Below are 20,676 nucleotides of genomic sequence, written 5' to 3'. Positions count from 1 at the left end.
CAATAAGCTAAAAAAGCAGGAAGAATCATGAAATTATTCATTATATGCCAAGTGGTCTTTTTTAGTCTTTTGAGTGGCTCGGTGTATGCAGCCAGCTTTAATTGTGACAAAGCACAAACTGCAACTGAACATGCGATTTGCGAGCACCGTGCCATTAATGATGCGGATGTCAAAATGGCCACCACCTACAATATTCTTAAACGTTTGGTGCCGATGGGAACGCGCGGTGTGATTCAGGATGAGCAGGTCAAATGGTTACAGTTGCGTGACCAATGCGGCAATTCGAGCCGCTGTTTAATCGAAGTGTATAAAATGCGCCAGCAAAAGCTGAATCTGTATATGGAGCGTGTGTATCAACACGGACCTTTCTAAGAAAAATTTATTTGACCCTATTGAAAAATCTTGAACTTACTCCATTCATTAAGCATCCAATAAAAACCGTGTAATGAATTTAAGGAGTGATTTATGAGCGAACAAGGCGCACAAAAACATAGTTTCCAGGCTGAAGTAGCGCAGCTGTTGCATCTAGTGACGCATTCTCTCTATTCAAACCCTGAAATTTTTCTGCGAGAACTGATCTCGAACGCTTCGGATGCTTGCGACAAGTTGCGTTTTGAAGGAATTAACCATCCTGAATATTATGAAAATGACCCTGACCTGCATGTACGTGTCAGCCTGGATAAAGACAATAAAACCATCACCATTTCCGACAATGGTATTGGTCTGACTCAACAAGAAGCGATTGATAATCTGGGCACCATTGCCAAATCGGGCACCAAAGATTTTATGTCCAAATTGTCGGGGGATCAAAAAGCCGATGCGCAATTGATTGGCCAGTTTGGTGTCGGTTTCTACTCAGGCTTTATTGTAGCTGAAAAGATTACCGTGGAGTCGCGTCATGCAGCTGCCGATGTGGCTGATGGGGTCCGTTGGATCAGTAGCGGAACAGGTGATTTCGAAGTTGAACAAATCAACAAGGCTTCACGTGGAACAGACATTATTCTGCATTTGCGTGACAATGCCCTTGAGTATTTAGAATCTTATAAAGTTAAGCAAATCATCAATAAATATTCGGACCATATTAGCCTGCCGATTGAAATGCAAAAAGAAATCTGGCAGCAAGAAGAAGCGGCTGAGGGTGAAGAAGCGAAGCCAGGTCAGATGGTGAAAACGGATGAATGGGAAGCCATTAACTCGGCCAGCGCACTTTGGACCCGCAATAAAAACGAGATCACTGACGAGCAATATACCGAGTTTTACAAGAATCTCAGCCATGATTTTGATGCGCCTTTGGCCTGGACCCATAACCGTGTAGAAGGCAGCACTGAATACACCCAATTGCTTTATATTCCAAGCAAGGCTGCCAGTAACCTGTTTACCCGTGAAGCCAAAGCCGGCATTAAACTGTATGTCAAACGCGTATTTATTATGGATGAAGCGGATAACCTGATTCCAAACTACTTGCGTTTTGTGCAGGGGGTGGTAGACAGTGCCGACTTGCCGTTAAACGTGAGCCGTGAATTGCTACAAGAAAGCCGTGACGTGAAAACCATTCGCGAAGGTAACGCCCGCCGTGTGTTAACCATGCTGGATGCTCTGGCAAAATCTGAAGATGAAAAAGACCAGGAGAAATTCAAAACTTTCTATGCTGAATTCGGTTCAGTGATTAAGGAAGGTTTGGGTGAAGACTTTGGTAACCGTGAACGTATCTTAAAATTATTGCGTTTCTCGACCTCGACCAATGATGAAGTTTCAACCTCATTGGCAGATTACAAGGCACGTATGAAAGACGGGCAAAAGGCCATTTATTACGTGACTGCGGAAAGCCTCAGTGCTGCGAAGAATTCGCCACAACTGGAGCTGTTCAAGAAAAAAGGCATTGAAGTGCTGTTAATGGCGGACCGTGTGGATGAGTGGGCGATGGAGTTCATTCATGAATTCGACGGAACACCAATGCAGAACGTATCTAAGGGTGCAGTCGACTTGGGCGACTTGCAGGACGCTGAAGAGAAGAAAGCACTGGAAGCAGCAGCTGAACAGTTTAAGCCTGTCGTGGACAAGCTTTCGGATTCTCTCAAAGCCAAAACCCAGCAAGTTCGTGTGACGACCCGTCTGGTGGATTCACCTGCATGTTTGGTGACCGGCGAGGGTGAGCTGTCTCCGCAATTGATTCGCATGCTGAAACAGGCAGGTCAAGCAGTTCCTGAATCAAAACCGATTTTGGAAATTAACCCTGAACATCCTTTGGTGAAAAAGCTGGAAGGATCGAACCAGTTTGATGACCTGGCGAATGTGATTTTTGACCAGGCCGTAATTGCCGAAGGCGGTTTGCCGGATGACCCTGCGGCATATGTAAAACGTATTAACAGTTTATTGCTGAAATAAGCGCTTTTCTCGTGAAGCAAAAAACCTCCCTCGGGAGGTTTTTTTATTGCGGAAAACTACGTGTATATGCGGCTCAAATTTTTATATTGCCCAGCTTAGAACAATGCTTCCATACGCACGGATACCCCCAGGAAATGGCTGCGATCTTCACGATGGTCATTGAGATAGTTTAAATCGCCCTGTAGAAAAAACCATTCACGCACGAAAGGTTGTCGCCATGAAATATAAGGCCCCCAACTGTTCAGGCGCAGGTCATTATTATTATAGAAACCGCCCGTATATAAGCCATAGGCAAAACGGTTATTCTGGAAAAACTGGTGTTGTCTAAACAGGTAATTATCCCAGGTGACATCGTCATCTTGCTGGTCTGCATAGGTCAGGCTGAGCTGATTGGATAAAAACGGCTGATTCGGCCGTGCATGGGTCAGTTCCAGATTGGTCCTCAGGTAGTTTTCACTATCTATGCCATAGCGGTAAATTTGTTCGGCATAAAATCTGAAATCATTTTCCAGTTGCCAGTCTCTGGATGCCTTAAGCCGTAAATAAATATCATCCCCTGATCGAACCCCTAAATCCAGGTCGGTTTCAAAAGGCAGACGCTTGGAAAAATCAGACCAACGCAGCGCCAGGGAACTGTTACTTTCTCGCGTCCGTTCACGGTCTAACGCTTTACTGCTCGTGCTATCCGGATTTTCATCGGTAATGGCGACATTATTGTTCAGTTCGTTATCTAAAGAGTCATCACCGAAGACCAAACTGATCTTACGTTCTAAGGTGGGAAGTTTAATTTTTCCGCGCAGACGTGGGCTAACTTCATAACCATCATGTTTATTCCAGCTGTTATCGATAATCAGGCGTAGGGTTGCTGAAGCCGGGTCATTGGGATCGGGTTGTCCAAACCAGTTATCTATTTTATGGGAGGTACGGTCTGTCCAGTTGCGGATTTCATATTGCTTACGGTCTAGCCAGCTTTGTTTTTCAGTGGCCTGAACGGGAGGGACAATGACTTCATCCGACTGTTCCGGTAAAACTGTCGGCATCGCATCAATCCAGCTTGGAATTTTATAGAGCAAATTAGAATTTGTTTCTGTTTCTGTTTCAATACGCTTTTGTTGATCTGCACCAGTTTCAGCTGCGTTAGACCAGCTGACAGTAGACATGAGTCCAGAGATCAACACACATAAGAGGGGTTTAAATAGAGATAATTGTTTTTTCCGCATATCCTTGCTCTTATATTATTTGATAATCAGTAGTCTGGTAAAAATCAGGACCAAAAAGCAAGCTTTTGCTACAAAAAATAAAAACTTAATCTGAAATATGTTTTTGAATCTCTTTATATAATTCCCGGCAATCAATCGGAGACCTGAATTGGGCAATAATCATCTGAATCATTTGCCAGCTAATACCGTGATGGCGTTCCAATAAAAAATAAGGATAAGCCGATTCGGTCGGTGAGAGCGCTAAACGTTTTTGCCCATGAATAATCCGTATCTTCTGCCGTTCTTTCAGTAAAAGGAGCGGTGTTTGAATGTCGGCGGCACTTTCATCAAATTGAATAATTTTTTGGGTTTGGATCAGTTGTGCAGGAATAAAGGGCATATAGTTTTCATCATTCCAGATGCGAATGGTCTTATGCGTATAGGCATCAAACAGGGATTCAAGAGAGCTCAAACGATCGGCCAAGTCTATCCAGCCAATCTGCCTGATTGCAGCCATGGCGTGTTGGTAAGGCGCATTCAATAATTGCATTAACCGCATGGCCTGGGTTTGATTTTCTGCCCCCAGTAATGCCACATATAGAACAAAACCACCGTGCTGATTGATCTGCTCTGCCAGGTAAACCGGGTGATGCTGCCAGTTTTCCAGATTTGCAGCATGCACCAGTATATCTAGATATGGGGCAAGTTCCGGCAGGCTGGGAATTTCTAAACGATATAGCTGTTGTAACGAGGCTTCTTCGCTAGGCAGCGCATGAATAGAGGCGACATATTGATTGAGTTGCAGGGTTTCTGGAACATCTTTGGTGATAGATGACAGAAGCGCAGTATTCTCTGCATCGGTCTCGGCAGGCGGCGAGGCAACAATCGGCAGCTCGGGTTCTGTGACGATAGAAGATTTTTTTTGGGTCCAGATTGGCTGCTGGTTTTGCTGTGCAGATGCATCAGTGGCTATTGGTTCTTGAGCGGAATACACCCCAGCCGTGGATACATCCATTGAATTGGATGGTTCATTTTGAGCCATGTTTTGAAGCTCATCCGCAGAGGTGTTTAGTGTGATTTCGGTCTCGGTTAAAACATTTGTTAGCTTGGGTACAATCAAATTATCAATCTGTTTGAGTTCGTAGTCTGTTTTTAGGCAGCCATAGTCTTGCTGTTGCTGCAACATCCAGTGATAGGCATTCTCCAGATTATCCCATTCACTGATCAGGGCCGTACGATTTGCTGCGGGGATTAACCAGATTTGCCAGCCGAGTTGGGGATCATACAAAATAGCCCAACCATAATCCGGATATTGATAAAGGGCCTGCTCTAGCGCTTTGTCTTGCTGAAATACGCCGCGAAAAGAGAGCTGAAACAAGGTCTGAGCGGCGAAATCTGTGGCTGCTTTTTCAGGTTGGATGTGAGATTTAAATTGTAAAACCTGTTTTTTAAAAATCGGTTCATCACATAAAGCAAAAATGTCTTTTATCCGTGCTTTTGAGCGGGCAATTTCAAAGAAAGACAGGGAACGTTGCTCCAACCCCTCGATGAGTTGATTTAACTCTTGAATCAGCTTGGTTTTTTCTAGGACATTCATGCACAGACCTCACTTCTAGAGATGCTTTTGAGCTTTTTCTAAATAACTTGCCAATACGATATTAATCGCGAGTTCAAGTAACTTATATTCTGCAGACGTGGGCTGAGAGTAATGCTCGGCAAGCATGATCAACTTATCGATTTTGATCGTTTGCGGAGGAATCTTGCCTTGAATCAGCGCTTGAAGTTCTTGCATATGCACACGTTTATAGAGTGAATTATTTATTTAATTCCTTTGATTATATGTATTTAGTAAAAAAAAACATGAAAAAAAATGTCAGTTTTTGAGCATTTATAGACATAATTTGCAAAAAATGTAAATTTTAAATAAAAAATAAGCAATTTTTTTGGCAGAAGGGAGGGGAGAATTCTGTGATCCGGTTTTAGCTGTTCTATTGTTTCGAAAAAGAAAAGGATGAAATGACAGAGCAAAACGATGTTCTGCCTGAGCAGAAGCTGAAAAATAAACTGCGAATTTATACTCATAAAAAAACCAGAAACGAATCGCTTCTGGTTTTTTTATGGACTTTTAGGGCCGGTCAGGCAGCTGTTTTAGATGCAGCTTCAGCAGCTGGCGCTTTTTGTTCAGCATTCAAGATTTTAGCTGCTTTTTTAACAGGAAAATCGGGAGTGTAAACAATTTGAGCAGAAACATGGGCAGAGCAAGCCACAACAGCAACAGCCAGGAGAGATTTAATCACGTTCATCATCATTTTCCTTTAGTGAAAGGATGTCTGGTTCATTCAAAAATGAAGCAGGCAAGGAGAGAAATAAAAAATAAATTTCATGTGAATGATATCAAGAAGTGATTGAACAAAGTAAGGAGGGGAGAGTGGAAAAAGATGAATGGTGAGTTTAAATTATTATATAAATCATGTATTTAGAGTTTTTGCTCTAAGACAGACTGTCGATGAACAGTCTGTCTTAACTGCCTTGAAAATATAAAAAAATTATCTTGCATGGCATTTATTCTGGTATTTTTTTTCGTAAACCTTTCCGGCGACTCCTCCAATAATGGCACCACTAAACGTACCGAAAACCGGCAACACACTACCCGCCACTGCGCCAATCAGCACCCCTTTGAGGGTGGGTGAAAAAGGAGATTTTGTAGATGTGTTTTGGTCATGGCTGGTATCAACCATAGGATCTTGTATATCAGTATTCATATTTACCTCTAAAAGTTTCATGATTAGGAACGGGGATATTCCGCATATTAGCCTAGCGAATTGCGCCTTTAATTGTGTCCAAGCCTTGTATAGATAAGTTGTCTTTTGTAAGAACCTTAAAGCAAGTATGGGTATTGTGACCCAGCTGTAAGTTTTTGCGCCGTAATGTTAAAACTCACTTTTTTGTCTGGAAAATATCCTATGATCTGAACTCAAAATAATAAAACCCGAGGTGAAAACAATGGCTATCGCAAAAGTGGTTGAAGTAAATTCAAGCAGTAATAAAAGTTTTGAAGATGCTATTCAAAGTGGCATAGAGAAAGTCACCGAAACAGTTAAAAATGTACAGGGTGCATGGATTAATGAACAAAAAGTGGTGATTAAGGACAACAAAATTACAGAATATCGGGTGAATTTAAAAATCAGCTTCTTGGTGGATTAAATTGAATAGATAAATAGACTTCTTTCATAATTGTTTACACCCTGTTTATTTTTCTCCCATAGGGAGAAATAAAGGGAATTTATGAAAAAAGTCTAATGAATCTTAAAATAAAAAAATCCCCAAACTTTGGGGATTTTTATTGATTTGTTGTACTTAAGACTTCAGCTTATTTTTCCGGAACATCACAGCTGTCTTCTTTACAGATGGCCGTGTCTTCAGCGGGTGGGTTGGCCTGTTGAGGTGCTTCAAGCGCTTTTTCCATGACCTGTAAAAATACTTCACGTGGCTGTGCACCCGCGAGGGCGATCCGTTGATCAAACACAAAGAAGGGTACCCCGGTCACTTTCAACTGGTCACGTGCCACTTCTTCATCAAATTTAACAAAATCTGCAAATTCTTCTGAATTGAGCACATCGTCTACTTCAACCGGATTTAAGCCTATGCGGGCTGCGACATCTTCCAGGGTCTCGCGTTCACCAATAGCTAAGCCTTGGGTCATATAGCTATAGAAAAAGGCTTCTTTGGCCTCGGAACCCAAGCCTTTGCTTTGTGCCAAATGAATAATACGGTGAGCATTAAAGGTGTTGCCTGAGTTGGCATTTTCCCAATTGAATTGAATGCCTTCTTCTGCAGCCATTGCGGCAATATTGCGCTGCATTTCTTCAACTTCAGCCAGGGTACGGCCGTATTTTTGCGCCAGACGCTCAGAGTTGGATACTTCCTGACGAACAGGCGCTTCCGGGTCAAGTTCATAGCTGTGCCAATGGACTTCAAGTTCCAAACCTGCCTGTTCAGCAGCAGCTTCCAGACGTTTTTTACCAATATAACAAAATGGGCAAACCACATCTGACCAAATATCTACGCGCATGAGAGTTCTCTTATCTTTTCTTGCTTCTATTGATGGGGATAGAGATTAAAATTTAAAGCACCCATGCTGAATAAAAACCGGGCGAAGGTCGCCAGTTTTATGTAGTTATTGTTTGAAAAATAAACGATTTAAACCAAATCAGGTTATGATGTGAAAAAAGGCGGTATGGCGGAGTCTGGTATGCCCAGAATTTTTCTCATCTTGGCATTGGCAACATGCAGTGTATTTGGCTGGATGTTTTATCAATATTCGGTCCAGCAAAAGGAGCTTAGTCAACTGCAAAGCTACCAAGCGGTATTGTATGAAAAAGCTGAACTGATTTATCAGCATGCCCAAGACTGGTCTAAGCCAATCGAGATCAATGTCTCGGATAATCGTTTACAGGGCGATTATAAAGTGATGGCAGATTTTGTATTGAGTGAAATGATTCAGAATGCCGAAGCAAGGAATCAGTATTTACGTGAGCTGAAAGCGATTCACTGGGATCAGTTTTTAAATATCGACCGTTTAGACCAAGACCGCAAGCAGAAATATGTCGAAACCGAGCAGATGTTGCAGCAAGCGCATCTACTCGCGAAGCGCTATCAACAACAAACCTTGCAGCGTGAAGAAAATACCTTGGCGCGGGCTAAACAGTTATCCATTAAATCGCATCTTCGGCATCAGTTAACCGATAGCTTACGTGAAAGCCGGGATAGTGACCAAACCCATGCGCTATTTGCTTTGGAGCTACAGGTTTTAGATAAGGCAGATGCTTTATTCCAGATTCTTAAAAACAATCAATGGGAGAAAAAGAACAAGACCTTTATGTTTTATCAGGATCAGCCGATCAAGCAGTTTAATGACCTGTATAAGCAGGTGTTGCAGCTAAATGCGGAAATGGAAAAAATTAAAAAGCACCATCGTCAAGCTGTAGAGCAGCGTTTATAGATTTTGAGTTTTGGTGGGGGCGGAGATCAGATAAAGCAGCGGTTTAAAATAAAAAAGCGTACCGAAGTACGCTTTTTTAATATCATGCAGCTGTAGGGCGATTAAGCGCTTTTGGCTTCAGCCTGAGCAGTCAGCATATGGCCAGTCTCTTCAAAGTTGCTGTGCCAAGACAATGCTTCACGCAAGATGTGTGGAGTTTGACCACCTTTTTCACATGCACGAGCAAAGTAATCGTTCAGGGCATCAAGGTACATTGGGTGTGCACAGTTGTCGATAATCGCACGCGCACGTTCACGAGGTGCCAGACCACGTAAGTCAGCAAGACCCTGTTCAGTCACCAGAATGTCTACGTCGTGTTCAGCATGGTCAACGTGAGAGGCAAATGGAACAACAGAAGAAATGTCGCCACCTTTAGCAATCGACTTGGTCACGAAAATCGCCAAGTGGGCATTACGTGCGAAGTCACCTGAACCGCCAATACCGTTCATCATTTTGGTACCGCATACGTGAGTTGAGTTTACGTTACCGTAAATATCGAACTCTAATGCAGTGTTGATACCGATGATGCCGAGACGACGAACCAATTCAGGGTGGTTGGAAATTTCTTGTGGACGTAATACAAGTTTGTCTTTGTATTGTTCAAGGTTGTTAAATACCTTTTCGCCATATTTAGCAGAAAGGGTAATTGAAGAACCTGAAGCAAATTTCATTTTGCCAGCATCAATCAATTCGAAGGTACAGTCTTGAAGTACTTCAGAGTACATGATCAAGTCTTCGAAGTTTGAATCTTTCAAACCGGTCAATACAGCGTTGGCAATCGAACCGATACCTGCCTGTAATGGGCCAAGGTTAGATGGAAGACGGCCTTCAGCCACTTCTTTTTCAAAGAATGCGATCAAGTGGTTCGCAATACCTTGAGTTTCATCATCCGGTGCAGTCACGGTAGATGGAGAATCATGCAATTCGCTGTTGAATACAATACCAACGATTTTTGATGGATCGATATTGATCGCTTGAGTACCAATACGTTCATCCACCTTGGTCAAAGGAATTGGCTGACGGGTTGGACGATATGTTGGAATGTAGATGTCATGTAAACCTTCAAAAGCAGGGCTTAAGTTGGTGTTGATTTCTACAATCACTTTTTCAGCAAAAATTGCAAAGCTAGCAGAGTTACCTACAGACGTAGTTGGAATGATGCCGCCATCTTCAGTAATGGCAACAGCTTCAATAACAGCCACATCTGGCTTCTTAAGTTGTTGGTTACGCATTTGTTCAACAGTTTCAGACAAATGCTGATCGATGAACATCACTTCGCCTTTGTTAATGGCTTTACGTAACGTGTTATCTACTTGGAACGGTAAACGACGAGCGAGTACACCAGCTTCAGTCAACTGTTTATCTAAATCGTTACCCAGACTTGCGCCTGTAATTAAAGTAATTTTTAAAGGATTGGCTTGAGCCTGCTTTACTAGTGCAAGAGGAACAGCTTTTGCTTCACCTGCACGAGTAAATCCACTCATACCTACAGTCATACCATCTTGGATAAAAGTAGCAGCTTGTTCTGCGCTCATGACTTTGTCATGAAGTGACGCTAAACGAATACGATCTAAAGACATGGTTTACGCTCAATTCTTGTTCAAAACTAGACGGATTGTACCGTCCAAAAAACAAATTGTGCATGCCTGTTAGGCTAAGGTCTAATTTTTTGAAAAAATGTGGGTATAACGATTTTTTATGGTTTTTAATTGATTGATTTTAATCGTGTAAAAACCAAGGGGTCAAGAGTTAAACAAAACTGTTTGTTCATTAATTAATCGCAGATTAGAAATGTCCTGTAATACTTTGTTTAATTTTTCCTAAAGTTCCTTGCGGTATGTTTTCCTCAGCTTCATCATGAAGTAGAGGTAAAGAAATCAGCGCTTCTAAACCACCCTCGGGGCGATTATGGATGCTGAGTTGCCCTTGATGAAGATCAACAATACGTTTCACGATAGCCAAACCTAAACCGCTTCCTTGTATGGTGCGGGCTTCATTACCACGCACAAAAGGTTGCATCAAATCTTCAATCTGGTCTTCAGGAATACCTTCACCATGGTCAGCGACACTAATCAGCAGGTGATTGTTTTCCACTTTGGTGGATAACTCGATCGGTTCGGCACCATAGCGTTTTGAGTTGTTAATCAGATTGCCAATCAGGCGTTTTAAAGACTGGCTACGTGCCTGAATAATTGGAACTTCCTGAGCTTCAAAACGTATGTCTAACGGCTTGAACTGAATGATCAGTTCCTGTAACAGCATATTGATGTCGGTGTCCTGAAGTTCTTCATCGGAGCCATCGCGCATATAGGAAATAAACTGGTTCAGGATGGCATCCATATCTTCGACATCATAAATGAAGCCTTCTTTCAGGAAATCGTCATCAGGCATCATTTCTGCACTGAGGCGGATGCGGGTTAGTGGAGTACGCAGGTCATGGGAAATACCTGCCAACATAATGCGGCGGTCGCGTTCAGTCTGGTCCAGCGTATAAATCATCTGATTGAAGGCCTGATTGACTTCACGAATCTCTTGCGGTCCATGATTGGTTTCCAGATAGGGTGCAGAGCCGGTTTTACTATAGCTGTTAGCTGCATCCTGCAAACGGCGAAGCGGGCGGTTTAACTGGCGAACCAGCGTTAAAATAATGGCAGCGGCAATCAGTGGCACACCAAAGAACCAGCCATAAATCAGTTCGGGACTATAGTTGGCATAGGTTTTTAAAGGTTCACGGACCCAATGTCCGTTCATTTCCGGAGTTTGAATCCAGATGCGGGGACTGGGTTTAAACTGGAAATAGACCGTTACATTTTCAACTTTCAGTTCTTTTGCCAGCTTTTTTTCTATTTGATTGGTAAAAAACTCGGCAATCACCTTGTCCTTAACCCGAGGATATTCGGCCGGATTGGTAATATATTCAATGCCCACCCGATTTTTGAGCCATAAATCGGCATCTACTTCGGCATTATTATGAAAAATACGTAAGTCAGGATTATTCAGAATTTCCAGTTCGACCCCTAAATAGCGGGCATGCTGCTGAATTTCAGGAAGGTAAAGCGTACGCCAGAAGAACCACAACGACATAAATAAACTGAAAAATACCACGAATAACACGAGCACAGTGGTACGCATTGCAGCAGAACGCGGCTTGATCTTATCCAGAAAGCGTTCCGAGCGGGTGCGCTTCTTTTCCGAATAAGCTTCGTAATCAGTAAATTTTTGTGGGTCGATGGGGTCGAGTTTCACACCGGATTCCTGTGGACATTTTTATTTTTGAAAATCGGCAGTGATGTCCTTGGCTGAGTCTTACTGCTTTGACATTCAATTGAAGGATTTGCTTAAGTTACTTTTTTTAAAAATGAGTAACACTGTTACGCAAGAAAACTTTTGCCATCCGCTGAGCTCGCCATCATTCATCTATAAATTCTGTTGAAGGATGCTTCGAACAGCAGCGAATAGCTTTTAGGGACAATTAATATCGCGAAAAATTATCCGCGTTGAGCATTTTTATTCCGCACCATCTGGAACAAACACATAGCCTACGCCCCAAACGGTTTGAATGTAGCGCGCACGGGCAGGGTTTTCTTCCACCAGACGACGTAAACGCGACACCTGAACATCAATCGAACGTTCCATCGCACCCCATTCACGGCCACGCGCCAAGTTCATTAACTTGTCACGGGTTAAGGGTTCGCGTGGATGCTGTACCAGAGCTTTCAGTACCGCGAATTCACCTGTGGTCAGCGTCACCACCTGGCCTTCACGGGTCAGGGTGCGGGTAGACAGATCTAGTGACCATGGGCCAAAGCTGACCACTTCCATTTGCTGGCTCGGTGCACCCGGAACTTCACGTACCTGACGGCGTAACACGGCACGGATACGCGCCAGCAGTTCATTCGGGTTAAACGGTTTAGGCAGGTAATCATCAGCGCCAGCTTCCAGTCCGGCAATACGGTCAGAGTCGCTGCCACGGGCAGTCAGCATGATAATTGGCGTATCAATATTCGATTGGCGTAAACGTCGGCAAATACTTAAACCATCTTCAACAGGAAGCATAAAATCGAGCACGATCAGGGAGAAAAGTTCGCGCTGTAATAAACGATCCATTTGCGTTGCATCGTGAGCAGTTTTGACCACGAAGCCTTTATCTTCTAGAAAACGCTGTAACAGCGTACGTAAACGCACATCGTCGTCTACAACGAGAATGCGTTCGACGCGATCAGTTTCGGTTTGTACTGGATCTGTTTTATCAGCAGGTACCACTAAACTCATGATGTGCTCCTTTATCTTTATTGTCATCGTAAACAAAAGTTCGGATGGTCTTGAGTATACGATTCATTTGTATCTGTTTACTATGCTCTAAAGCAACAAATATTGCAGATAAAATCAAGACATAGATACCAAAAATATACATCTAAATTATCGCTTATCTTGCTGAATATGTAGAGTTAAAATCTACTTATCACCTAATTTTGTGGCAAATTCTAAAAAAACTGTGAATTGGCAATACTGACCACTTATAAATTTAATCAAAACAGTTGTGGATTTTATGGGCTTGGTCTTTATAATCATGCCATTTAGTACTTATCCTTGTGGGATCAAACACGATGACTGACTTAGTTCAGCAGTTGGCAAAAGAAATTGCCGTACGTCCAAATCAAGTAGAAGCTGCCATCAAGCTGATTGATGAGGGTGCCAGCGTTCCATTTATCGCACGTTACCGTAAAGAAGTAACCCAAGGCTTGGACGATACCCAGTTACGCCAACTCGACACCCGTTTATCGTATTTACGTGATTTATTTGAACGCCGTGAAAAAGTAATTGAATCGCTGAAAGAACAAAATAAATTGTCAGACGATTTGTTGGCACGTGTAAATGCTGCTGAAACCAAGAATGCTTTAGAAGAGATTTATGCACCGTACCGTCCAAAACGTACCAGCAAATCATTTAAAGCCAAAGAAGCCGGTTTGGGGCCAATTGCCGAAAAAATCTTCAACGAGCAAGTTGATCCAACCGAAGCATTGGCTGGCTTTAGTCATGAAGATTATCCGGATGTGGAAAGCCAGCTGGATGCAATTCAGCACATCCTGATTGATGACTGGGCGCAAAATATTGCACTGACGACTGAACTGAAAGCGACATTTGCCAAAACCGCTGTGCTAAAAAGCCTGGTGGCAAGTGAAGAGAAAAAAGAAGTCGGTAAAAAATTCCGCGATTATTTCGATTTTTCTGAAAACTTAAACAAGGTGCCTTCACACCGTTTATTGGCCATGCTGCGCGGCCGTCAGGAAAATGTCCTGGGCTTAAAAGTGGATGGTGAAGATGATGCTCCACTGAGCCGTATTGAAACCGAATACAACCTCGACACGATTCAGCCGCAAAGCCGTCAGGATTACTTAAAACAGACAGCAAAACTGTTCTGGTTGGGTAAAGTCCGTCCACAAATCGAACATTCATTATTGACTGAAAAACGCTTGGCTGCTGAAAGCGAAGCGATGGAAGTTTTTGCTGAAAACCTGCGTCATTTATTGCTTTCTGCTCCTGCAGGTGCGCGTACCACACTCGGTGTAGACCCGGGTATCCGTACCGGTGTGAAGCTGGCTGTGGTGAACCAGTCAGGCGATGTGGTTGCGCATAGCACCATTTATCCGTTTGCACCGAAAGAAGATAAAGAAGGCTCGATTGCCGAACTTGCGCGTCTGTGCCGTGAATTCAACGTTGATCTGATTGCTATTGGTAATGGAACTGCCAGCCGTGAAACAGAGGCGGTTGTGGCTGAAATGATGGCGGCCAATAGCGACCTGAAATTGACGCGCGTTTCAGTCAGTGAAGCAGGTGCATCGGTTTATTCAGCCTCTGAGCTGGCTTCACAAGAACTTCCAGAACTCGATGTTTCAATTCGTGGCGCAGTTTCAATTGCTCGCCGTTTACAGGATCCATTGGCGGAACTGGTGAAGATTGATCCTAAATCGATTGGTGTGGGCCAGTACCAGCACGACGTGAACCAGGCCGGTTTGGCAAAAACGCTTGAAGCGGTCGTGGAAGACTGTGTGAACTCGGTGGGTGTGGATGTCAATACCGCATCTTCTGCAATCTTGGGATATATCGCCGGTTTAAACAAATCGATTGCCCAACAGATTGTTGACTTCCGTAAGGAAAATGGCCGTTTTGACAACCGTCAGGCATTAAAGAGTGTACCACGTTTAGGCGAACGTACCTTTGAACAGGCGGCAGGTTTCTTGCGTATTCAGGACGGTTCTGAACCACTGGATGCATCTGCGGTTCACCCTGAGTCTTATGGCCTAGTGGAAAAAATTGTTGCAGCCAAAGCCACTACGGTAAAAGACATTATTGGTAATTCTGAAATCATTCGCCAGGTGAATGCTGAAGAGTTTGCTGATGAGCAATTCGGTTTGCCAACCATTCAGGATGTTTTAAGCGAACTTGAAAAACCGGGTCGTGACCCGCGTCCGGAATTCCGTACAGCCAAGTTCCGTGATGACATCACTGAAGTGTCACAATTGACTGAAGGCATGCAACTGGAAGGCGTGATCACCAATGTCACCAACTTCGGTGCATTTGTAGATGTCGGCGTACACCAAGACGGTTTGGTGCATATTTCTGAACTGGCGAACGAGTTTGTATCCGATCCGCAAAAAGTGGTGAAACCGGGTCAGATCGTGCTAGTCCGTGTATTAACCGTCGATGCTGAACGTAACCGTGTGAACTTGTCGATGCGTCCTGAAGGTTCAGAGGCTCCGGCTAAAGCACCACGTCAGCCACGCCGTGACAATGCTCAGAGTGAACAACGTGCTGAGCGTAAGCCTCAAGCCAAACGTCCACAGCATGCCCGTCCGCAAGGCGACCGCCCACAAGGTCATAAAAAGCCTCAAGCGGCTAAACCGCAAGAAAATAAAATTGGCGGTTTAGGTGCATTGTTATTACAAGCAGGGATTAAAGGTTCTAAATAATCTTTAATTACTAAAAGAAAACCTCCCATTTAGGAGGTTTTTTATTTGATTAAAAAATATTCCATTCGAAGAAAAAATATGATATTTTCCAATTTAATAAAAACTTTATAAGGAATATACTATAGTGGCTAAAACACCATCAGAAGTACAGAAACGAAATCGTAGGCTCTTTCTTGAATTTTTTGTCAGTGATTTTTCTGATAATTTTTTAATAGCATTAGAGAACTCTCTTGTTGTTGAATTTGAAAAATCATCTGAATTTTGTAATAAGTATGACCTTAAATCATTACGTTCAAGAGCACTGGGCTATTTGAAATATTTTGATGGTAGTGATGCTTTAGATAAAGTTTGTAAGTTACATAGTATACCTTGTGAATCATATACTACTAATGGTCATCAGGGTGGAGATTATCTTTTAGCTAAAACAGATAATTTCACATTAGCTTTTTCCAATAAACCATATCTATCTCAGAATAGGACTAAATATCAGAAGCAGTTAGCTGATTCGAATACTGTATTGAGCTTACAACAGGGCGAATTAGATTTTGAAGATACTATTCAAAAGGTCGCTAAGGATGAAGAACGGTTTTCGGTGACGGTTGGGTTAGAAGAAAACTCAACAGGCTTAATGAATTTAGTATTTAATGTACCGCATCCTGATGGATATAGTATTTATAGATTCTATCTAAAGGATCTAGTTGAAGTGTTAAACGAGCTTAGAAGTTCTAATAGTGATCCGAGATTGGATGAAACGGAAGCTAAAGTAACTTTGAGAGCTGTAATTAAGAAGGGTAATTTATAATACTCGTTCTTAAACTAGGAGTTTTCGATGCGTGGAGTCATGCAATTTAATGGTAAACGCTTGACCCAAGCCCTATACGCAAGATGTATGACACAAACATCTTTGGGTGAGCTAATTGGATATAGTTCAGGTACGATCTCAAAATGGATTAAGGGACAGCAACTGCCAGAAGCTTATGCTCTTACTCAAATGAGTCGTGTTTTAAAATTTCCTGAAAATTGGTTCTTGAAGAAAAACCTAGATATTGGAAGTCAGGTTTCTTTCTTTAGATCGAATAGTACCGCTACTCAGCTTTTACAAAAGAAAGCTGAAGCTCATCTTGAGATCACATTTGAAGCATCTTCTTATTTAGAAAATTGGGTAAATCTACCGAACGTATTTTTTCCTAAAATATTAACGAGGGAAGAATCTTTTCTTCTAACTCACCATGAAATTGAGAAAATAGCGAGTGAATATCGTGAAATATGGGGCCTAGGTAATACGCCTATTTCTAACTTAATTACTCTGTTGGAAAATGTCGGAGTAATCATTATTCGTGAAGATTTAGGCGCAACATCAATGGATGGGGTGTCTAAATGGATATTAGGTCGTCCCTATATCTTGATCTCAAGCGATAAGGCAAGTGCATGCCGAAATAGATTTGATCTAGCACATGAGCTAGCACATCTAATTTTGCATGCTCATTTAACGGATGAAGACTATAAACTTCGTTATAAGGAAATAGAAAAAGAGGCTCATCATTTTGCTTCATGTTTCCTATGTCCTGCGGATGGGATCGCATTTGATCTGCATAGCCCTACATTAGATTCTTTGCTTATTTTGAAGAGAAAATGGAAAGTATCAGTGGGTGCATTGATCATGCGTGGAGTAAGTCTAGGTATTATTTCTGAACACTCTTCTACACGATTATGGCGAAATTACAGCTATCGTAAATGGAGATTAAATGAGCCATTAGATGATGTTATTCAGCCTGAGAAACCCACATTGCTTAGCAAAATGGCAAAACTTTTAATATCCGAAAATATTTTCAAGAAGTCACAGCTAAAAGAAGATTTAGCAATGATAGATGAAGATATTGAAATTTTATTTGGTTTGCCAAAGGGATACATGTCTGAGGAATTTGGAGCAGTGGTTAGTTTGAAAGATTATGCAAATAGAAGAACTAGTAATATTCAATATTTAGATGATGACAATAAAATTATTCAGATGAGAAGAAATAAAGAAATCTCATAAATAATAAAAAAACCTCCCAAATGGGAGGTTTTTTTATGAAAGCTTTGGCACAATCCAGCCACATAAGATCAGCATAATGCCCAAATGACCCAGCTTGCGCGTTATTTTCTCTACTGTAGAAACCTGAACAGCAGACTGCTGAGATGCTTCTTTGTTCTTTAATGCTGCCAGAGACTTATTGAAATGCAGGAACACGCCTAAATCGATACAAATTAAAATACTACCGATATCACTGACAATATCCATCAATTTATATTCTGGCAGATTCCATGAAGTCGCTATCTGATAGGTCAGAAAAAGCGCAAAGGCAAAACAGGCATATTGGAAAATGAGAGTAGCAGTCCGCATAAAAATCTAAAATTAAAAAAGTTAAGGGTGTTTATAGCATAAAAAAGCCAGTCTATAGACTGGCTCTCTCGTATTGCAAGGGCTTACCAATGCTCACCTGGGAACAAGCGTGCATACGCTTTTTGCACCCAGTTTAATTTTTGTGGTTGACCTACCGAAGCAGAAGAGCTTGGGAACAGGTTATAACCAATTGACATCAGTTTATTGTTGATGTCTGGTGCAATCGAGTAGGTGATTGAAGCCAGGCGTCCTAAGTGGGTCGCTACTTTTTTCGGACGTTTCACAATCGCATAGGCAATCAAGTCGGCTGCCTGTTCAGGAGACAGGGTAGGTACATATTTATAGATTTTGGTTGGCGCAATCATTGGAGTGCGGACCAAAGGCATATAAATGGAGGTAATGGCAATTTTATGCGAATGAACTTCGGCAGACAGACAGCGGCTAAACGCATCCAGAGCAGCTTTAGAAGCCACATAAGCGGAAAAACGTGTTGCATTGGCCAAGACACCAATCGAACTGATATTGATGATATGACCATCCCGGCGAATCATCATTTGCGGCAGAATATTCATCACTAAACGCACTGCACCAAAGTAATTCAGCTGCATGGTACGTTCAAAATCATGGAATCGGTCTGTCGATTCATGAACTGCACGGCGAATTGAGCGTCCTGCATTATTGATGAGGATATCGATATGGTCTACAGAGGCTAAAATTTGTTTTGATACTTCATCAATAGATTCCATGTTATTTAAATCACATGGAAAAACAGAGGCCTTGCCGCCTTTGGCTTCAATTTCTTGTTTAACTTGATCTAATGTTTCTTTGGTACGAGCCACCAACAGAACGTGGGCACCGGCATCGGCAAGTTTATGTGCAGCGGTTAAACCAATACCACTAGATGCACCAGTAATTAAAACAACTTTGCCGTTGACTCGATTCTGAAAAAGTTTCTCTAGTTTAGAATTCACAATATTTTCCTGGTTTCAATAGAATAAAAATTTAGATTATTTTTTTAGTTGATTCTAGCGCTCAAAATTTGGGGAATTTAAGCTATTATCGAGTTGACTATAATAGCGGATATAGGAAAAAAATCTAGGAATAAGTTATTGAATTTACAAATATAATTAGAGTAATTGCTCTATTATTATGCTAATAATAATTTAATTTTTACCATGAATTAAAACCAAAGCAAAGAGAAATAATCAAAAAATGATAACCCAATAAAAGTAGCCTTCTTCCGTTTAGGAAAAAGGCTACATTGCATTCTAATTAAAAGCTTTAAACTTGCGCCAGTGCCTGTTCCAAATCTGCAATTAAATCATCAATATGCTCAATCCCAACCGATAGGCGAACCATATCAATACTCACCCCTGCAGATTTCAGTTCTTCTTCATTGAGCTGACGATGGGTGGTGGTGGCAGGATGGCAGGCCAGACTTTTGGCATCGCCAATATTCACCAGACGGGTAAAGAGTTGCAGGGCATCAATAAAACGGGTTCCGCCTTCACGGCCATCTTGCACACCAAAAGACAGGATGGCAGATGGTTTACCTTTCACATATTTTTGTGCCAAAGCATGCTGTGGATGATTTTGAAGGCCGGCATAATTGACCCATTTCACTTTCGGGTGCTGCTGTAAATATTCCGCGACCTTTTGTGCATTTTCAGTATGACGTTCCATACGAAGGTTCAGTGTTTCCAGACCTTGCAAGATCAGGAACACGCTGAGCGGACTAATGGCGGCACCGGTGTTACGTAACGGCACTACACGTGCACGGGCGATATATGCCGCTTCACCCAAAGCTTCGACATAATTGACCCCATGATAGCTCGGATCAGGCGTATTCAGGACTTTGAAACGTTCAGGATATTTGCCCCAAGGGAATTTACCGCTATCCACAATCGCACCGCCGATCGAGTTACCGTGACCGCCGATATATTTGGTCAGTGAATGCACGACAATGTCGGCGCCATATTCAAAAGGTTTCAGCAGGGCAGGCGTGGCAACGGTATTATCGACAATCACCGGTACACCGTATTCATGGGCAATTTTAGAGATGGCTTCCAGGTCAATGATATTGCCGAGTGGATTACCGATGGATTCCACAAACACCAGTTTGGTTTTATCGTCAATTAAACCACGCAATGCTTCAGGGTCTTGATAATCAAAGAATCGAACTTCAATGCCCTGTTTAGGCAAAGTATGGGCAAACAGATTGTATGTGCCACCATACAGCGTTGAAACCGACGCAATATTGTCACCGGCTTCGGCAATGGTCTGAATGGCATAGGTAATCGCTGCCATTCCTGATGCCAAAGCCAAAGCGCCAATTCCGCCTTCCAGGGCAGCCAGACGTTGCTCAAGCACAGCTGTGGTAGGGTTCATGATGCGGGTATAAATATTGCCCTGAACCTTTAAATCGAACAAATCAGCCCCATGTTGAGTATTGTCAAAGGCATAAGAAGTCGTTTGATAAATGGGTACCGCGACCGCTTTTGTGGTTGGTTCTGGGCTGTACCCTGCGTGAATCGCTAAAGTTTCATCTTTGTAAGTCATGTTTACATCATCTAAGTGAGTTAATTTTTCGGTTGCTTATATAAGTCAGTCTATCATCTGTGAATATGAATAAAAGTGCGTATTACAGAAAAGAATATCTAATTTTCTTATATATACAGGTTTTATTCAGTCAGATTT

19 protein-coding genes are annotated in these 20,676 nt (G+C 42.3%); 8 read left to right on the top strand and 11 right to left on the bottom strand.

Translation table 11 applies throughout. The annotated features are described in order from the left end of the window. Positions 1-27 precede the first annotated feature (27 nt). Both E0H88_RS03665 and htpG read left to right on the top strand, forming a co-directional pair. On the top strand, positions 28-372 hold the full coding sequence (locus E0H88_RS03665; RefSeq protein ID WP_092820237.1) for a lysozyme inhibitor LprI family protein: 345 nt from the start codon (positions 28-30) through the stop codon (positions 370-372). Between the two features lie 93 nt (positions 373-465). Continuing rightward, positions 466-2,385: a molecular chaperone HtpG gene (gene htpG, locus E0H88_RS03660; RefSeq protein WP_131273143.1), complete on the top strand. Its 1,920-nt coding sequence runs from the start codon at positions 466-468 to the stop codon at positions 2,383-2,385. Positions 2,386-2,480: 95 nt separating this feature from the next. Here the strand turns inward: htpG and E0H88_RS03655 are convergent, their stop codons facing one another. From E0H88_RS03655 to E0H88_RS03645, 3 genes are all read right to left on the bottom strand, one after another. Further along, on the bottom strand, positions 2,481-3,605 hold the full coding sequence (locus tag E0H88_RS03655; protein ID WP_131273142.1) for a hypothetical protein: 1,125 nt from the start codon (positions 3,603-3,605) through the stop codon (positions 2,481-2,483). Positions 3,606-3,690: 85 nt separating this feature from the next. Beyond that, positions 3,691-5,181, bottom strand: coding sequence for a hypothetical protein (locus E0H88_RS03650; RefSeq protein ID WP_131273141.1), 1,491 nt, complete (start codon positions 5,179-5,181; stop codon positions 3,691-3,693). Between the two features lie 15 nt (positions 5,182-5,196). Then, a complete protein-coding gene (locus E0H88_RS03645) occupies positions 5,197-5,376 on the bottom strand; it encodes a hypothetical protein (protein ID WP_092820233.1) in 180 nt (59 codons plus the stop codon). A 224-nt stretch (positions 5,377-5,600) separates the two neighbouring features. Between E0H88_RS03645 and E0H88_RS15855 the strand changes: the two genes are divergently transcribed. Then, positions 5,601-5,816, top strand: a complete 216-nt coding sequence (locus E0H88_RS15855) for a hypothetical protein (protein ID WP_165493267.1) — start codon at positions 5,601-5,603, stop codon at positions 5,814-5,816. A 314-nt stretch (positions 5,817-6,130) separates the two neighbouring features. Here the strand turns inward: E0H88_RS15855 and E0H88_RS03640 are convergent, their stop codons facing one another. Then, a complete protein-coding gene (locus E0H88_RS03640) occupies positions 6,131-6,346 on the bottom strand; it encodes a hypothetical protein (RefSeq protein ID WP_165493270.1) in 216 nt (71 codons plus the stop codon). A gap of 241 nt (positions 6,347-6,587) precedes the next feature. Between E0H88_RS03640 and E0H88_RS03635 the strand changes: the two genes are divergently transcribed. After that, positions 6,588-6,788, top strand: a complete 201-nt coding sequence (locus E0H88_RS03635) for a dodecin family protein (RefSeq protein ID WP_092820231.1) — start codon at positions 6,588-6,590, stop codon at positions 6,786-6,788. 166 nt (positions 6,789-6,954) lie between these two features. On the opposite strand, the gene E0H88_RS03630 is transcribed toward E0H88_RS03635, so the two are convergent. Then, positions 6,955-7,656 carry a DsbA family oxidoreductase gene (locus tag E0H88_RS03630; RefSeq protein ID WP_092820230.1) on the bottom strand — a complete coding sequence of 234 codons (702 nt, stop codon included), beginning with the start codon at positions 7,654-7,656 and terminating at the stop codon, positions 6,955-6,957. A 180-nt stretch (positions 7,657-7,836) separates the two neighbouring features. Here E0H88_RS03630 and E0H88_RS03625 point away from each other — a divergent pair, with 180 nt between their 5' ends. Then, complete coding sequence (locus tag E0H88_RS03625) at positions 7,837-8,586, top strand: hypothetical protein (RefSeq protein WP_131273140.1); 750 nt, start codon at positions 7,837-7,839, stop codon at positions 8,584-8,586. Positions 8,587-8,687: 101 nt separating this feature from the next. Here the strand turns inward: E0H88_RS03625 and scpC are convergent, their stop codons facing one another. The 3 genes from scpC to ompR form a co-directional block, all read right to left on the bottom strand. Beyond that, positions 8,688-10,205 carry a succinyl-CoA:acetate CoA-transferase ScpC gene (gene scpC / locus E0H88_RS03620; RefSeq protein ID WP_131273139.1) on the bottom strand — a complete coding sequence of 506 codons (1,518 nt, stop codon included), beginning with the start codon at positions 10,203-10,205 and terminating at the stop codon, positions 8,688-8,690. Positions 10,206-10,410: 205 nt separating this feature from the next. Further along, positions 10,411-11,871 carry an ATP-binding protein gene (locus E0H88_RS03615; RefSeq protein WP_131273138.1) on the bottom strand — a complete coding sequence of 487 codons (1,461 nt, stop codon included), beginning with the start codon at positions 11,869-11,871 and terminating at the stop codon, positions 10,411-10,413. A gap of 261 nt (positions 11,872-12,132) precedes the next feature. After that, entirely contained in the window at positions 12,133-12,897 is a 765-nt protein-coding gene (gene ompR, locus E0H88_RS03610) for an osmolarity response regulator transcription factor OmpR (RefSeq protein ID WP_092820227.1), read from the bottom strand. A gap of 335 nt (positions 12,898-13,232) precedes the next feature. Here ompR and E0H88_RS03605 point away from each other — a divergent pair, with 335 nt between their 5' ends. From E0H88_RS03605 to E0H88_RS03595, 3 genes are all read left to right on the top strand, one after another. Continuing rightward, positions 13,233-15,596, top strand: a complete 2,364-nt coding sequence (locus tag E0H88_RS03605; RefSeq protein WP_131273137.1) for a Tex family protein — start codon at positions 13,233-13,235, stop codon at positions 15,594-15,596. Between the two features lie 124 nt (positions 15,597-15,720). Continuing rightward, positions 15,721-16,398 (top strand): hypothetical protein, encoded by a 678-nt coding sequence (locus E0H88_RS03600; RefSeq protein ID WP_131273136.1) that lies wholly within the window; start codon positions 15,721-15,723, stop codon positions 16,396-16,398. Positions 16,399-16,425: 27 nt separating this feature from the next. After that, positions 16,426-17,631: a helix-turn-helix domain-containing protein gene (locus E0H88_RS03595; protein ID WP_131273135.1), complete on the top strand. Its 1,206-nt coding sequence runs from the start codon at positions 16,426-16,428 to the stop codon at positions 17,629-17,631. Positions 17,632-17,664: 33 nt separating this feature from the next. Here E0H88_RS03595 and E0H88_RS03590 read toward each other — a convergent pair whose 3' ends face one another. The 3 genes from E0H88_RS03590 to E0H88_RS03580 form a co-directional block, all read right to left on the bottom strand. Beyond that, positions 17,665-17,979 (bottom strand): hypothetical protein, encoded by a 315-nt coding sequence (locus E0H88_RS03590; protein WP_131273134.1) that lies wholly within the window; start codon positions 17,977-17,979, stop codon positions 17,665-17,667. A gap of 83 nt (positions 17,980-18,062) precedes the next feature. After that, a complete protein-coding gene (locus tag E0H88_RS03585; protein ID WP_092820224.1) occupies positions 18,063-18,950 on the bottom strand; it encodes an SDR family NAD(P)-dependent oxidoreductase in 888 nt (295 codons plus the stop codon). 310 nt (positions 18,951-19,260) lie between these two features. Continuing rightward, positions 19,261-20,538, bottom strand: coding sequence for an O-acetylhomoserine aminocarboxypropyltransferase/cysteine synthase family protein (locus tag E0H88_RS03580; RefSeq protein ID WP_092820223.1), 1,278 nt, complete (start codon positions 20,536-20,538; stop codon positions 19,261-19,263). Between the last annotated feature and the right edge of the window lie 138 nt (positions 20,539-20,676).

The sequence above is a fragment of the Acinetobacter sp. ANC 4216 genome (assembly GCF_004331195.1).
Lineage (GTDB): Bacteria > Pseudomonadota > Gammaproteobacteria > Pseudomonadales > Moraxellaceae > Acinetobacter > Acinetobacter kookii.
This window is presented reverse-complemented; position numbering and strand designations above follow the sequence as displayed.

Excerpts from the sequence above, each read along its gene's own strand:
- E0H88_RS03605 (WP_131273137.1), top strand. The coding sequence starts at position 13,233 with ATGACTGACTTAGTTCAGCAGTTGGCAAAAGAAATTGCCGTACGTCCA.
- ompR (WP_092820227.1), bottom strand. The coding sequence starts at position 12,897 with ATGAGTTTAGTGGTACCTGCTGATAAAACAGATCCAGTACAAACCGAA.
- E0H88_RS03580 (WP_092820223.1), bottom strand. The coding sequence starts at position 20,538 with ATGACTTACAAAGATGAAACTTTAGCGATTCACGCAGGGTACAGCCCA.
- E0H88_RS03595 (WP_131273135.1), top strand. The coding sequence starts at position 16,426 with ATGCGTGGAGTCATGCAATTTAATGGTAAACGCTTGACCCAAGCCCTA.
- E0H88_RS03650 (WP_131273141.1), bottom strand. The coding sequence starts at position 5,181 with ATGAATGTCCTAGAAAAAACCAAGCTGATTCAAGAGTTAAATCAACTC.
- E0H88_RS03645 (WP_092820233.1), bottom strand. The coding sequence starts at position 5,376 with ATGCAAGAACTTCAAGCGCTGATTCAAGGCAAGATTCCTCCGCAAACG.
- E0H88_RS03590 (WP_131273134.1), bottom strand. The coding sequence starts at position 17,979 with ATGCGGACTGCTACTCTCATTTTCCAATATGCCTGTTTTGCCTTTGCG.
- E0H88_RS15855 (WP_165493267.1), top strand. The coding sequence starts at position 5,601 with ATGACAGAGCAAAACGATGTTCTGCCTGAGCAGAAGCTGAAAAATAAA.
- htpG (WP_131273143.1), top strand. The coding sequence starts at position 466 with ATGAGCGAACAAGGCGCACAAAAACATAGTTTCCAGGCTGAAGTAGCG.
- E0H88_RS03640 (WP_165493270.1), bottom strand. The coding sequence starts at position 6,346 with ATGAATACTGATATACAAGATCCTATGGTTGATACCAGCCATGACCAA.
- E0H88_RS03625 (WP_131273140.1), top strand. The coding sequence starts at position 7,837 with ATGCCCAGAATTTTTCTCATCTTGGCATTGGCAACATGCAGTGTATTT.
- E0H88_RS03630 (WP_092820230.1), bottom strand. The coding sequence starts at position 7,656 with ATGCGCGTAGATATTTGGTCAGATGTGGTTTGCCCATTTTGTTATATT.
- E0H88_RS03665 (WP_092820237.1), top strand. The coding sequence starts at position 28 with ATGAAATTATTCATTATATGCCAAGTGGTCTTTTTTAGTCTTTTGAGT.
- scpC (WP_131273139.1), bottom strand. The coding sequence starts at position 10,205 with ATGTCTTTAGATCGTATTCGTTTAGCGTCACTTCATGACAAAGTCATG.
- E0H88_RS03635 (WP_092820231.1), top strand. The coding sequence starts at position 6,588 with ATGGCTATCGCAAAAGTGGTTGAAGTAAATTCAAGCAGTAATAAAAGT.
- E0H88_RS03655 (WP_131273142.1), bottom strand. The coding sequence starts at position 3,605 with ATGCGGAAAAAACAATTATCTCTATTTAAACCCCTCTTATGTGTGTTG.